The 12,833-nt window shown below is 58.2% G+C and carries 12 protein-coding genes; 7 read left to right on the top strand and 5 right to left on the bottom strand.

What is annotated here, in order from left to right; all coding sequences use genetic code 11:
• Positions 1 to 12: 12 nt before the first annotated feature.
• Complete coding sequence (locus Q4481_RS17350; RefSeq protein ID WP_304377667.1) at positions 13 to 1,305, top strand: lipoprotein-releasing ABC transporter permease subunit; 1,293 nt, start codon at positions 13 to 15, stop codon at positions 1,303 to 1,305.
• Between the two features lie 8 nt (positions 1,306 to 1,313).
• On the top strand, positions 1,314 to 1,997 hold the full coding sequence (locus tag Q4481_RS17345; protein ID WP_304377666.1) for an ABC transporter ATP-binding protein: 684 nt from the start codon (positions 1,314 to 1,316) through the stop codon (positions 1,995 to 1,997).
• Between the two features lie 5 nt (positions 1,998 to 2,002).
• On the opposite strand, the gene Q4481_RS17340 is transcribed toward Q4481_RS17345, so the two are convergent.
• Both Q4481_RS17340 and Q4481_RS17335 read right to left on the bottom strand, forming a co-directional pair.
• The gene (locus Q4481_RS17340; RefSeq protein WP_304377665.1) at positions 2,003 to 2,599 is read right to left on the bottom strand and encodes a hypothetical protein; all 597 of its coding nucleotides are present in this window, start codon (positions 2,597 to 2,599) and stop codon (positions 2,003 to 2,005) included.
• 166 nt (positions 2,600 to 2,765) lie between these two features.
• Positions 2,766 to 3,725: an alpha/beta hydrolase gene (locus Q4481_RS17335; protein WP_304377664.1), complete on the bottom strand. Its 960-nt coding sequence runs from the start codon at positions 3,723 to 3,725 to the stop codon at positions 2,766 to 2,768.
• A 138-nt stretch (positions 3,726 to 3,863) separates the two neighbouring features.
• Here Q4481_RS17335 and Q4481_RS17330 point away from each other — a divergent pair, with 138 nt between their 5' ends.
• Together Q4481_RS17330 and Q4481_RS17325 are read left to right on the top strand one after the other, a co-directional pair.
• Positions 3,864 to 4,181: an HlyU family transcriptional regulator gene (locus Q4481_RS17330; RefSeq protein WP_304377663.1), complete on the top strand. Its 318-nt coding sequence runs from the start codon at positions 3,864 to 3,866 to the stop codon at positions 4,179 to 4,181.
• A gap of 61 nt (positions 4,182 to 4,242) precedes the next feature.
• Positions 4,243 to 4,707: a hypothetical protein gene (locus Q4481_RS17325; RefSeq protein ID WP_304377662.1), complete on the top strand. Its 465-nt coding sequence runs from the start codon at positions 4,243 to 4,245 to the stop codon at positions 4,705 to 4,707.
• A 287-nt stretch (positions 4,708 to 4,994) separates the two neighbouring features.
• Here Q4481_RS17325 and Q4481_RS17320 read toward each other — a convergent pair whose 3' ends face one another.
• The gene (locus Q4481_RS17320) at positions 4,995 to 5,762 is read right to left on the bottom strand and encodes a class II aldolase and adducin N-terminal domain-containing protein (RefSeq protein WP_354542189.1); all 768 of its coding nucleotides are present in this window, start codon (positions 5,760 to 5,762) and stop codon (positions 4,995 to 4,997) included.
• Between the two features lie 325 nt (positions 5,763 to 6,087).
• The gene (locus Q4481_RS17315; protein WP_304377660.1) at positions 6,088 to 6,552 is read right to left on the bottom strand and encodes an Lrp/AsnC family transcriptional regulator; all 465 of its coding nucleotides are present in this window, start codon (positions 6,550 to 6,552) and stop codon (positions 6,088 to 6,090) included.
• Between the two features lie 154 nt (positions 6,553 to 6,706).
• On the opposite strand from Q4481_RS17315, the gene ald reads away from it, so the two are divergent.
• The 3 genes from ald (at position 6,707) to Q4481_RS17300 (ending at position 11,328) form a co-directional block, all read left to right on the top strand.
• Complete coding sequence (gene ald / locus Q4481_RS17310) at positions 6,707 to 7,822, top strand: alanine dehydrogenase (protein WP_304377659.1); 1,116 nt, start codon at positions 6,707 to 6,709, stop codon at positions 7,820 to 7,822.
• A gap of 213 nt (positions 7,823 to 8,035) precedes the next feature.
• A complete protein-coding gene (locus Q4481_RS17305) occupies positions 8,036 to 9,739 on the top strand; it encodes a PQQ-dependent sugar dehydrogenase (protein ID WP_304377658.1) in 1,704 nt (567 codons plus the stop codon).
• Between the two features lie 200 nt (positions 9,740 to 9,939).
• Positions 9,940 to 11,328: an efflux transporter outer membrane subunit gene (locus tag Q4481_RS17300; RefSeq protein WP_304377657.1), complete on the top strand. Its 1,389-nt coding sequence runs from the start codon at positions 9,940 to 9,942 to the stop codon at positions 11,326 to 11,328.
• An 80-nt stretch (positions 11,329 to 11,408) separates the two neighbouring features.
• Here Q4481_RS17300 and Q4481_RS17295 read toward each other — a convergent pair whose 3' ends face one another.
• Entirely contained in the window at positions 11,409 to 12,833 is a 1,425-nt protein-coding gene (locus tag Q4481_RS17295; RefSeq protein WP_304377656.1) for a gamma-aminobutyraldehyde dehydrogenase, read from the bottom strand.

Here is a 12,833-nt window from a genome sequence, read left to right as displayed (position 1 = left end):
GGCGAAATCAACGTGGCGAATGCGGATAACAAGGTGAGTGAAGTGGCGTCTTCGCGGCCCTTCTCTACGTTTGAACGGATGGTGGCTTTCCGCTATCTCAGGCCGCGTCGCAAGGAAGCCTTCATTTCGGTGATTGCCGGCTTTTCCTTTGCCGGTATCATGCTCGGCGTGGCGACCCTCATCATCGTCATGGCGGTGATGAACGGATTTCGGACCGAGCTGATCAGCCGCATCCTCGGCATCAATGGTCACATGATCGTGCAGCCGATCGATGGCCCGCTCACCAACTATGCGGACCTTGCGACGAAATATGGTGCGATCGCCGGCGTGAAACTGGCCATCCCGCTCGTCGAGGGCCAGGTGCTTGCGTCAGGCACGGCCTTGGGCAAGACCGGCGCCCTTGTGCGCGGTATCCGCGCCGACGACCTGACCAAACTCAAGCAGGTGTCCGACAATATCAAGCAGGGCGATCTCGTCGGTTTTGCCGCCGGTGATGGCGTCGCGATCGGCTCGCGGATGGCAGCCGATCTCGGTCTTTCGCTCGGGGATAACATCACGCTCATATCTCCCGACGGCGATGTGACGCCGATGGGCGTCAATCCACGCGTGAAGGCCTACAAGGTCTCGGCGATTTTCGAGATCGGCATGTCGGAATATGATGCCTCAATTATCTATATGCCGCTCGAAGAGGCGCAGCTGTTCTTCAATGCCGAGGGGCTGGCGGAATCGATCGAGGTTTTCATCGACAATCCCGACAATGTCGACGAGATGCGGCTCAAGGTCGAGGAGGCTTCCGAGCGCCAGATCTTCATCACCGATTGGCGCCAGAAGAACCGCACCTTCTTCTCAGCCCTTTCGGTGGAACGCAACGTCATGTTCATGATTCTGACGCTGATCGTGCTGGTGGCCGCGCTCAACATCATCTCCGGTCTCATCATGCTGGTGAAGGACAAGGGAACCGATATTGCGATCCTGCGCACGATGGGGGCGACATCGGGTGCCGTCATGCGCATCTTCTTCATGACCGGAGCCGCAATCGGCGTGACCGGGACGCTGGCCGGTGTTTTCCTGGGGGTCGTCGTCTGTCTCAATGTCGAGCGGATCCGCCAGTTCTTCTCCTGGCTCTCAGGAACGACGCTGTTTAATCCGGAACTCTACTTCCTGAGCCAGTTGCCGGCCGAAATGAATCTGGGTGAGACGATTTCCGTTGTCATCATGGCGCTCAGCTTATCCTTCCTTGCCACCATCCTGCCGGCCTGGCGCGCTTCGCGCATCGATCCGGTCCAGGCATTGCGTTACGAATAGGTCGACCCATGGCTGTTGAAGAAGTCTTGCGGCTGGAAGGGGTGGGGCGTCACTATGGTGACGGCGACAAGCGGCTCGACATTTTGAAGGACGCGAATTTTACCATGCGTCGTGGCGAGATGATCGGGCTGGTGGCGCCTTCCGGCACCGGGAAATCGACTCTCTTGCATCTGGCGGGCCTGCTGGAACGGCCGGATGATGGCGACGTCATCATCAATGACCGGCCTTGCGGCACCTTGGCGGATGCCGAACGGACAGCGATCCGCCGGTCGGATATCGGGTTCGTCTATCAGTTCCATCACTTGCTGCCGGAATTTTCCGCGATCGAGAATGTGATGCTGCCGCAGATGATTGCCGGGCTCGGACGCAAGGAAGCGGAAGAGCGGGCAGGGCAGTTGCTCGATTATCTGCGGGTTGGCCATCGCGGCGTTCATCGTCCGGCGGAACTGTCGGGCGGCGAACAGCAGCGTGTGGCGATTGCGCGCGCGGTTGCCAATGCGCCGATCATCCTGCTGGCCGATGAGCCGACCGGCAATCTCGATCCGCATACGGCCCATTACGTGTTTGATGCGTTGGAAGCGCTGGTGCGTCAATCTGGTCTGGCTGCGCTGATCGCGACCCATAACCACGAACTCGCCGCGCGCATGGACCGGCGCGTGACGCTGGACGAGGGCAAGATCGTCGAACTCTGAACCTGTTATTTCAGGGTGAACTTCTGCTCGATGCTGGTGGTCTTGCCGGAATTCTGGTCGGTGAACGTATATTGCAGGACATAGTCTCCTGCAGGGACCGAACTGACATCTAGCGTCAATGGCGTATAGATTTCGAACAGTGGTTCGCGGCTCTCGACCTTGAAATTGCCGAAAGCCTTCTGGACTGCGAGCTTTTCGCCGGTCGGGTTGCGCAGTTCGAAATCGACTGTGAACTGGCTGAAGAGTTCGCCATTGTCATTGGGTTTCCAGGCAAGGCCGACCGGTTCGACATAGGTGATGAGGGATGAACCGACTGGAAATTGGTTTTCCTTCACCCGGTCATAGTTTCCGAACACAACCGGCTTGGCCGTGACGAAAAACGCCCGTCTGATATCGAATGGAATTTTCTCGGAAGCTTTCGACAGGGACGACCGCAGCTTTTCATAGGCTTCGAGCCCATTGCCCTTGTCGAGCAGTTGCTCCGCTTCCGTGGCGAGATCGACAAGAGTGCCAGCGTGAGATGCATTCACCGGCATGCCGATGGAAACGAGTGCTGAAGCTGCGATGACGGCGAAGGTTCGGCCTCGAATGCCATGGGTCATTGCGTGTTCTTTCCGGTTTTGGCGTGAGAATCAATCTTAGCCATTGTGAAGATTAAACGCGCTCTATTTTGGGTCGGTCAAGATTTACTCGCCATCAATTGCTGCGATGCTTGGCAGGCCAAGCCTGTTTTTCGTCGTCAGGCGCGCTGTCAGAGTCGTATTGGGGTCAGAGCTTCCGAAACCAGTCGGAGGCCAACTGCACCGTGCGATCGTTGGATGAAGGCGACAGGGCATCACCGGCCAGCACATGGTGCGACGGGTCTTGGGTGTCGATTTCGGCAATCTCGTTAGGTCCGCTCCAACGGGCGGCGATTGCCTTGGTAGCGACTGGATCGACGACTTCGTCGAGAGGCGAAATCAGGAACAGAACCGGCGTCCTGATCTTGCCGACTTCGGCACCGGCCGCGAGCCTGACGATTTCCGCCATCGGTAACAGGGCCTCGACCGGATAATCCGTTGTCCAGAGAGCCGCCTGCAGGGCATTGGCAGGCTCGAAGCCGCGGCGATCGCCGACAAGGACGTGGGCGATCTGACGAGCGAAGGGCAGGGTGAGGGCGAAAGCCCCGTTAGCCTTGACGCCATAGTTCGGTGATATGAACACTGCCGCATCGATCCGGTCAGCAAATTGTGGATCCGCCAACGCCCATGTGACAAGCGACGCACCGGTGGATGTCGCGATCACGACCACACGGTCGCCGAGCCTGTGGCCGATCTCCACCGCTTCGGCGAGATCGTTGACCCAGTCATTGACTGTCGCTTCACCCATGGCATCAGAATGGCTGCGGCCATGGCCGGCAAGGCGGGCGAAATAGAGATTGGCGCCCAGTGCCTGTGCCACGCGTTCCGGCACCGGCCGGATTTCGCCCGACGAAGCGGAAAAGCCGTGAATATAGAGGAGCGCGACCGGTGTTTTCCGTCGGGCCACCGGATCGGCCCAGAGGATCGATTTGGCCTGGCCCGGTTTGATGTCGGAATATCCCTGTTCCCGTTCGGCGAGGTAGGCATCCAGGTCGCTGCCGATTTTCGACGGGTCAAAGCGCACTGTCGTATCGACCGGTGTTCGCGGCCCGAACAGAAACGCGCCGAGCAAGGCAACGACGATGATCAACAGTCCCCACAGGATCATTCTCTTCCATGCCTTCATAAGCGCCAGCCGAGCGAACCCGGCCCCTCCCGACGTCACCGGAGGCTAGATCGGCAGCGACCGGTTCGCAAGTTAAACTTGCTGCTTCCGTCCTGCGCAGGCCTATGGTAAATCCCGAGCATGTCAGGATTTTTCTCAAAGATTTTCGGTGCCTTTACGGGCGGTTCCAGGGAAACGCCGGCGAAGGCCGAGCAGATGCAGATGATTGGCGACTATCGGGTCATCGCAATCCCGATGCGCGACGGTGCGCAATATCGGCTGGCCGGGCGTATCGAAGTCCAGAAAGGCGAGGAGCTGCTGGTTCGCCGGTTCATCCGCGCCGATCTGTTTGCCAGCGAAGATGACGCCGTCGAGGTTACGTTCCGCAAGGCAAAGCAGATCATCGATCAGCATGGCGCCAGCCTGTTCGGCGATGGGGTCGCGGACCGGACGGTTTGAAGCCAACGTCACCGACGCCTGAAGAGATTGTGCGCAGAAGGCGCAGGTTGGGAGGCATGACGTGAAGATCTTGTTCAGGACTTTGGCCGCTCTGGCCATTCTGGCTGTGCCTGCTCTGGCAGCGGATGTGCCTCCGCCGAAAGTCGATCGCTTCCGGGCCTATCTGATCTACGAAGATACCGGTGAACTGTCCAAGAATCTGGCGAAGGTGGACGACCAGATCGTTGCCAATGATGACAAGGGAACCAGTGTCCAGATGATTGTCGACGTCGTTCTCTCCGGCAAACCGAACCAGCTTTATGAATCCAATCCGGTTCTGCGGGTGAGTGCGCGATCGGATCTCGATGATATCGGAACGCTGGTCGAAAAGGATTATCCGCTGGTCTTCTTTGCCAAGGATGAACTGGTGCGGACCGTCGTCGTCGACCATGCCTGCAACGGCTTTACCATCGATGCCGCCATCATCGATGGCGGCAACAAGGTTTCGGAACTGAGCAAGACCTTCTCGATCACCTGCGGTGACTGATACCAAGCGTCGATGATAGGGATCGATTGCGCCAGAGCGATTTTGGTTTCCGGCGAGGAGAAAACCACAGTCGGACCAGAAGGTCCGGCGCGGATTTTCGACGAAGCCCGGAGGGCAAAAGCGCCCGGTCCTCCGGATGGGCCGGACATCCTTCCCCGACTTTGTCGCAATCCTCGACCGATGCCTCTGCATCGCTCTCCGGTATGCTCCTCGTCGGATGAAGGTGTGCGGTCCTACGCAATCGGTTCATATCATCGACGCTTGGTATGAGCGGTCTGCCGGTCGCGTCAATCCAGAAAATCCGGTTCGCTTTTTTGAAGCAACTTCCTGAGATCGGCGAAGTGGCGATCGGACTGGCCGGGATAATCCTCGATTTCCTGGGCGACCTTTTCGGCGATCTCGTCGGATAGAATCCGCAGTTTCTGTCCGGTCTGCAACGCCTTGATATAGGTCTCGGCTGCCCGTTCGAAATAATACATGCGGTTGAACGTGTCGGCGACATCCTTGCCGATTACCAGCACCCCGTGATTGCCCATGATCATCACTTTGTGCTTCGGATTGGCGAGCAGGCGGGCGCAGCGCTCGCCTTCGTCCTCGAACGCCAGCCCGCCGTAGTCATTATCGATGACATAGCGATCGAAGAAGGTGGCGCAGTTCTGGTCGATCGGCAGCAGACGCGAATCCGCAAGCGAAGCAAGCACCGTCGAATAGATGGAGTGAACATGCATGACGCAGCGCGCATGCGGCAGACGGCGGTGGATCGAGCCATGCAGGCCCCAGGCTGTCGGATCCGGCGCGTCCGGTCGATCCATCGTCTTCGGATCGTTGGCATCGAGCAGCAGAATGTTCGAGGCCGAAATCAAGGAGAAATGGACCTGATTGGGGTTCATCAGAAACTGGGTGCCGTCATCGTTGACGGCCAGCGAGAAGTGATTGGCGACCGCCTCGTGCATGTTGAGACGCGCCGTCCAGCGGAAGGCGCAGGCCAGATCGGCCCGTTCTTCAAAGTAAGGCAGATTGTCGTGACGGGAAATCGTGGAAACGGTTGCGGTCATGTCGGGTCCTCGTAGCAATGGCATCAGGATGCCTTCGGCGCCCTGCAAGGTCAATGATGGCTGCGACATTGCCTGTCCTGTTTGACCGTTCTTCCAGGAATGTGCGTCTTGAGAATATAAACTCAAATTTTGTGTTTATAAACAGAATGATAAAATGAATACCTTACCTTAAATGTCGCTGCTTTTCGAAAAAGAGATTCAGGGATTCAAAGTTCGATAAAGTTTCATGATTACAGATAAATAAAACTCGTAATTCATGTTAAAGATTAGGTGCGGCATTTTCGGTAAAGCCGTATTTGAGCCGGTCGCCCGGCAACCGGTGGAGTCAACGGATTTCGACATTCGGACGATCGATGATCTCTCTTAAGGCAAAGGATGAAACGATCTTCACCACATGCGGCAGGGCCGAAAGCCAGTCGCGGTGCAGCCGTTCGTAATCCTCGAGGTCCTTGCAGGCGACGCGGAGGAGATAGTCGTATTCGCCGGACATCAGGTAACAGACCATGACATTGGGGACCCGCTTTACGGCGGCTTCGAACTCCGTCAACGTCTTTGCAAACTGGCCCGACAGCGAGATATGGACGATGACCATCATCTTGTAGTCGAGCGCCTTGTGGCTGATGCGGGCATAATAGCCTTCAATCACGCCGGACTTTTCGAGAATATCGAGGCGGCGCGAACAGGCGGATGGCGACAGGCCCACGCGTTCGGCGAGATCCGCATTCGAAATGCGTCCCTGCCGGCGCAAGACCGAAAGAATGGCCATATCCATGCTATCGAGTTTTTCCATTCGATGATCCTTCGAAGAATGATGCTAATTGCGCAATAATATTCGATTTTGCGTTTTGGGAAAAGCCAACTTTGCAAGGACATTTCATCGAGGCTCATGTCTAATCGCGCATCGAAAGAAATTTCCAACCGTGCCAAACAAGGGAACATTTGCAATGCGCGTCGGCTGCCCGAAGGAAATCAAGAACCATGAATACCGCGTCGGCCTTACGCCGGCTTCGGTGCGCGAATATGTGGCGCACGGCCACGACGTGCTGATCGAAACCAATGCCGGTTCCGGGATCGGTGCCAGCGATGCCGATTACGTGGCAGCCGGTGCCAAGATTGCCGCCACTGCTGCCGAAGTGTTCGCCTCCTGCGACATGATCGTGAAGGTCAAGGAACCGCAGCCGTCCGAATGGGTGCAGCTGCGCGAAGGCCAGATCCTCTATACCTACCTGCATCTGGCTCCGGATCCGGAACAGACCAAGGGCCTGCTCGCGTCCGGCGTCACTGCCGTTGCCTATGAAACCGTGACCGATGATCGCGGCGGTCTGCCGCTTCTCGCACCGATGTCGGAAGTCGCCGGTCGCCTGTCCATCCAGGCTGGTGCCTTTTCGCTGCAGAAGGCCAATGGTGGCCGCGGCGTGCTGCTCGGCGGTGTCCCGGGTGTTAATCCGGCCAAGGTGGTTGTGATCGGCGGCGGCGTCGTTGGCATTCATGCCGCTCGCATGGCGGTTGGCCTCGGTGCCGATGTGACCATTCTCGATCGTTCTCTGCCGCGCCTGCGTCAGCTCGACGATATTTTCTCCGGTCGCGTCCACACCCTGTTCTCGTCGATCGACGCGCTCGAGAATGAAGTCTTCTCGGCTGACCTCGTGGTCGGTGCCGTTCTCATTCCGGGTGCGGCCGCACCGAAGCTCGTGACGCGCAAGATGCTCTCGGGCATGAAGAAGGGTGCCGTCATCGTTGACGTTGCCATCGACCAGGGTGGATGTTTTGAAACCTCGCATGCCACGACCCACTCCGACCCGACATATGAAGTCGACGGCGTGATCCACTATTGCGTCGCCAACATGCCGGGCGCCGTTCCTGTGACGTCTGCCCATGCGCTCAACAATGCCACCATCTTCCATGGCCTGGCTCTGGCCGACAAGGGCATCGCGGCCATCCTTGCGGATCGCCACCTGATGAACGGTCTCAACGTCCACAAGGGCAAGATCACCAACAAGGCGGTTGCCGAAGCGCTCGGCTACGAAATGCACGAAGGTGCGAAGGTTCTGGCTGCCTGAGCCAAAGCTCAATCTGGAAAACCCAGTCTGGACGCCGGCCATATGGCCGGCGTTTCAGTTTGTGGCGATGACCGAAAGCTTTCCCACTCAATGGAAGAATGCATTTGCTCTTGTGAACATTATCCAATGAATTCGGAGACTGTTGGCAGTCGGTTGTCTTCCAAATGTCTAAAGAATGCAGGATGATCCCTTCCTTACCTTTGGGAGGGTCTCATGGCACGCAAGAAGAGCGCGATTCCGGAGCAGTTCGAAACCGCAACCGGGCTTGATCCGAAGTTCGGACCCGGCGCGAACGAGCATTTGTTCGCACAGGGACAAAACGATGTTCTCTCCGGCGGCGACGGCAACGACAAACTCTCCGGCGGCCTTGGCAACGATATCCTCTATGGTCACTCGGCTGGCGACAGGAAAGACAGCAATGGCTTCATCCTCGCCGACGAAGTTGCCAATATTGGTTATGGTGCGGTCGAGGCCGTGTCGGCGCCGGGCGATCCGGGCTTCCTCTTCGCCTTGTCCAAGGATGACGGCAAGGTCTATCGCATCAATCTCGAAACGGGTGCCCGATCCACTTTCCTCGACATTCCCGACGATGAGATCGGCGACGGCGGTGAACGCGGTGCGCTCGGAATCGCCTTCCATCCCGACTACAAGCAGAATGGCCGTTTCTTCGTTTACATGACCAATGCCGACGGCGCGATCGAGGTTAGAGAATATTCACGTGCCGACGGAGATCGTCGCCATGCCGATCCGGATCCGGTAAGCACCATCATCACAATTCCGCACACATTGGCGAAGAATCACAATGGCGGCTCGATGCGATTTGGTCCGGATGGTTACCTCTATCTTGGCACCGGGGATGGTGGCGGTGGTGGCGATCCGGAGGGCAATGCGCAGGATCGCAACTCACTGCTCGGAAAGATCCTGCGTCTGGATATCAATGGCGACGATTTCCCCGGGCAGGCCGGCCGCAGCTATGCGATTCCCGAGGATAACCCGTTCGTTGGCAAGGCTGGCGCCGACGAAATCTGGGCGCTCGGGGTCCGCAACCCCTGGCGCCTTTCCTTTGATGAAGCGACCGGTGATTTCTATATCGGGGACGTCGGTCAAAGCGCCTGGGAAGAGGTGAACTATATCAAGGCCGGGACCAAGGGCGGACTGAACTTCGGCTGGAACGAGCGTGAAGGTTACGTTGCTTACGAAGGCTCAGTTGCCGATCCTTCGAAATTCACCGATCCGATCCATGTCTATCCGCATGATGGAGACAACGCCTCGATCACCGGCGGCATTGTCTACCGGGGAGATGCGGGTGGGATGCAGGGTGCCTATATCTATGCCGATTTTGTCCAGAACCGTCTCTATTCGTTGAAGGTCGTCAGTGGCGAAGCGGTTCAGGAAGTCAACCGGACGGCGCAGATTCGCGGCGCGGATCTTTCGAATATTTCCTCCTTCGGCTCCGACAGTGACGGCAATCTCTATGCCGTCGGATTGTCAGGGGCGATCTGGCGGTTGACGCCGGGGTCAACGGCTGGCGATGGCGCCGATAAACTGTTTGGTGGCGCTGGCAACGATACGTTCTATGGCGGTGTCGGCGGCGATCATTTGGACGGTGGTGCAGATAACGACCATCTCAATGGTGGGCTTGGTTCGGACCGGCTTACCGGTGGAACCGGCGAGGATGTTTTCGTTTTCAATGCTCGCTCGGGTCGCGATACGATCACCGACTTCGATGCGGTCGGATCAGTGCATGACCGCATCGATCTCAGCGCCCTTGCGGCGATCACCGACCTTACCGATCTCAAGGCCGATCATCTGACAGTCAAGGGTGATGATCTCGTCATCACGGCTGGCGAGGTTTCGATCCGTCTTCTCGACGTTTCCAAGGCCGATCTGGATCGCGGTGATTTTATCTTTGGGTAGTTGCCGATCCATGGGTAAATTTTTGTAAACACGGTTGAACTGGAGGGCAATGCGGGTTCTATGTGTGGTTCCGGCTGGGAGGATTCTGTCGTTCCGAAACGAATGACAGATGCCGTGAAATCTTGAGCGATGCGCAATGGCCTCGAAGGGGTAGCGTATCTGTACTGAGTCCGAGAAGCCATGAAAGCTGGTTCTGACTGATGAGAAACACAATTGCCCTACTGCTCTGTGCGAGCATTCTCGGCTCCTGTTCAGCAACATCCGGGTTTCAGCCGGGTCCCGAGGTCGCTGTCACACCGAATTTCAAGCAGGCGACCCGTAAGCCGGGCACAACCATTGCACCTTCCACACAATGGTGGGCCAATTTCGGCGATGCCAATCTCAACCGTCTGGTAGAGGAAGCTCTGGCCCAAAATCTGACTGTCGAGCTGGCGCGTGAGCGCGTGCGGGCGGCTCGCCTATCCGCCAAGGTGTCGAAAGGAGCCTATTATCCGAGCATCACGGCGAGTTATTCCGACACGCGGTCCGGAACCAGGGTGAATGGCAAGACGACCAACACCTCCTCAAAATCTGCCGGCCTGAATGGTTCATGGACTCTCGATTTCCTGGGAGGGAAATCGACCGCGGATCGCGAGGCCGCCAAGATCGAGGCGCAGAAGGAAGCGCTGAACGGCGCCCGGCTCGACATCATCGCCTCGATGGTCACGGCCTATCTCAACGCGCAAGGGATCGGCCAGCAGCTCGCAATCTCGCGTAAGTCGCTTTCGGTACAGAAGGAAACGCTTGGCATCACAAGGGCGAAGCTGGAAGCCGGTTCGGCCAGCGCGCTCGATTCGACCCGCGCAGCCGCCCAGACCGCACTGACCTCGGCGGACATCCCGTCGCTGCAGGAATCGCGCGAGCAGGCGATCAACCAGATCGCTCTGCTTCTTGGCAAGCAGCCGGCTGAACTCAACAATGTTTTCACCGAGTACAAGCCGCTCAAGCGCCCCAAGGTTCGTTTCTCGGAAGGTGTGCCGGCGGATCTGTTGCGGAACCGCCCGGATATTCGCGAGGCTGAACGGACGCTCGCTGCCGCGGTCGCTGATATCGGCGTTGCCGAAGCCGATCTCCTGCCGTCGCTCAGCCTTTCGGGCTCTCTTAAACTGTCCGGTAGCGATCTGGCGACAAAGAGCTGGAGCTTCGGACCGGCGATCAACCTGCCGATCTTCAACCGCGGCACTCTCAAGGCATCGGTCGATCTCGCCAAGTCCTCGGCGCGTCAGGACTATCTGACCTATCGTGAAACGGTGATTGCGGCCGTAGGCGAGGTTGAAGATGCGCTGGTGGCGCTGAAATACGAACGGGACCGCAATGGCAAGCTCGCGGTTGCCGTTTCCGAGTTGCGCAAGGCAGAGGCTCTGGCCCGCCAGCTCTATACGTCTGGCTCGGCTGAGTTCTCCGATGTGCTGGATGCACAGGATTCGCTCTACTCGGCCGAACTCCAGCTTGCGAGCAGTTCATTGCAACTGGCGGTCAATTATGTCGTTCTCTGCCAGGCGCTCGGCGGTGGATGGGACGGTGACGAGCCGGTCAAGAACGAGAGCTGACAGGCGCTTTCACTGTCTCTTGATAGCAAAAGGCCCGCGGGACCAGGTTCCGCGGGCCTTTTCGTGGATGAGTGATCGCCTTAATGGGCAATCATGACATGGCGGACCACGGTATAGTCCTCCAGCGCATACATCGACATATCCTTGCCGTAACCGGACTGTTTGAGACCGCCATGCGGCATTTCATTGGTCAGCATGAAATGGGTGTTCACCCAGGTGCAGCCATATTGAAGCCGTGCAGTGGCCTGCAATGCGCGCGAGACATCCTTGGTCCAGACCGACGAGGCGAGGCCGTAGTCACTGTCATTGGCCCAGGAGATCACGTCATCATCGGCGCCGAAGCGGGTGACCGAAACGACCGGGCCAAAAACCTCGCGGCGGACGATTTCGTCATCCTGGCGGGCGCCCGCGACAACGGTCGGCTGATAGAAGAAGCCCTTTTCCGAACCGAGCTTGCCACCGGCGGTGATTTCCATGTGGCCAAGCTCGGCTGCGCGTTCGACGAAGGAAGCGACGCGGTCGCGCTGGCGCCTGGAAATGCAGGGCCCGATTTCATTTTCGGTGTCATCGGCCTGATTGTAGCGGATCGTCGAAACGGCGGCCGAGAAATCGGCGACGAAACGGTCGTAGATCTTCTCATGCGCGTAAACGCGGCAGGCTGCGGTGCAATCCTGTCCGGCATTGTAGTAGCCGAAGGTGCGGATGGCGCCGACAACGGCTTCGAGATCGGCATCGTCATAGATGATGACCGGAGCCTTGCCGCCGAGTTCGAGATGGGTGCGCTTTACCGTCTTGGAGGCGGCCGTCAGCACCTTCTTGCCGGTGGCGATGTCGCCCGTGATCGAAACCATGTTGATCTTCGGATGGTTGATCAGATAGTTGCCGGTCGTTTCGCCACGGCCGAGAACGATGTTGACGACGCCTTCCGGAAGCACATCGGCCAGAACCTTGGCGAGCTTCAGGGTCGTCAACGGCGTCTGTTCGGATGGCTTGATCACGACGGTGTTGCCACCGGCAAGCGCCGGCGCCAGTTTCCAGGCCGCCATCATCAGCGGGTAGTTCCACGGCGCGATCGAACCGATGATGCCGACCGGATCACGGCGGATCATCGAGGTAAAGCCGGGCAGATATTCGCCAGCAACCGGACCATGCTGGTTGCGGATCGCACCGGCAAAGAAACGGAAGCAATCGGCAATGGCCGGAATCTCGTCGTTAAGGGCCGCATTGATCGGCTTGCCGCAATTGAGCGCTTCGAGCGTGGCGAAGCCAACCGCATCGGCCTCGATCGCATCGGCAATCTTGAGGAGATAGGCCGAACGCTGGGCGGGCGTCGTGGCAGCCCAGGAGGAGAAGGCGGCTTCGGCCGCGTCCACAGCCGCATCGATCTGTGCGGTCGAGGCTTCCGGTATCTTGGCGACGACATCACCGGTCTTGGGATTGAGAACCAGTTCTTCCTGTTCGGTGCCGGCCACGAATTTCGAGCCGATGAGCATTTCGGTATCCAT

It is taken from the genome of Fluviirhizobium alvei (assembly GCF_030551875.1).
GTDB lineage: Bacteria > Pseudomonadota > Alphaproteobacteria > Rhizobiales > Rhizobiaceae > Rhizobium_E > Rhizobium_E alvei.
This window is presented reverse-complemented; position numbering and strand designations above follow the sequence as displayed.

Excerpts from the sequence above, each read along its gene's own strand:
- Q4481_RS17345 (WP_304377666.1), top strand. The coding sequence starts at position 1,314 with ATGGCTGTTGAAGAAGTCTTGCGGCTGGAAGGGGTGGGGCGTCACTAT.
- Q4481_RS17340 (WP_304377665.1), bottom strand. The coding sequence starts at position 2,599 with ATGACCCATGGCATTCGAGGCCGAACCTTCGCCGTCATCGCAGCTTCA.
- Q4481_RS17335 (WP_304377664.1), bottom strand. The coding sequence starts at position 3,725 with ATGATCCTGTGGGGACTGTTGATCATCGTCGTTGCCTTGCTCGGCGCG.
- Q4481_RS17330 (WP_304377663.1), top strand. The coding sequence starts at position 3,864 with ATGTCAGGATTTTTCTCAAAGATTTTCGGTGCCTTTACGGGCGGTTCC.
- Q4481_RS17320 (WP_354542189.1), bottom strand. The coding sequence starts at position 5,762 with ATGACCGCAACCGTTTCCACGATTTCCCGTCACGACAATCTGCCTTAC.
- Q4481_RS17315 (WP_304377660.1), bottom strand. The coding sequence starts at position 6,552 with ATGGAAAAACTCGATAGCATGGATATGGCCATTCTTTCGGTCTTGCGC.
- ald (WP_304377659.1), top strand. The coding sequence starts at position 6,707 with ATGCGCGTCGGCTGCCCGAAGGAAATCAAGAACCATGAATACCGCGTC.
- Q4481_RS17305 (WP_304377658.1), top strand. The coding sequence starts at position 8,036 with ATGGCACGCAAGAAGAGCGCGATTCCGGAGCAGTTCGAAACCGCAACC.
- Q4481_RS17300 (WP_304377657.1), top strand. The coding sequence starts at position 9,940 with ATGAGAAACACAATTGCCCTACTGCTCTGTGCGAGCATTCTCGGCTCC.
- Q4481_RS17295 (WP_304377656.1), bottom strand. The coding sequence starts at position 12,833 with ATGGATACCGAAATGCTCATCGGCTCGAAATTCGTGGCCGGCACCGAA.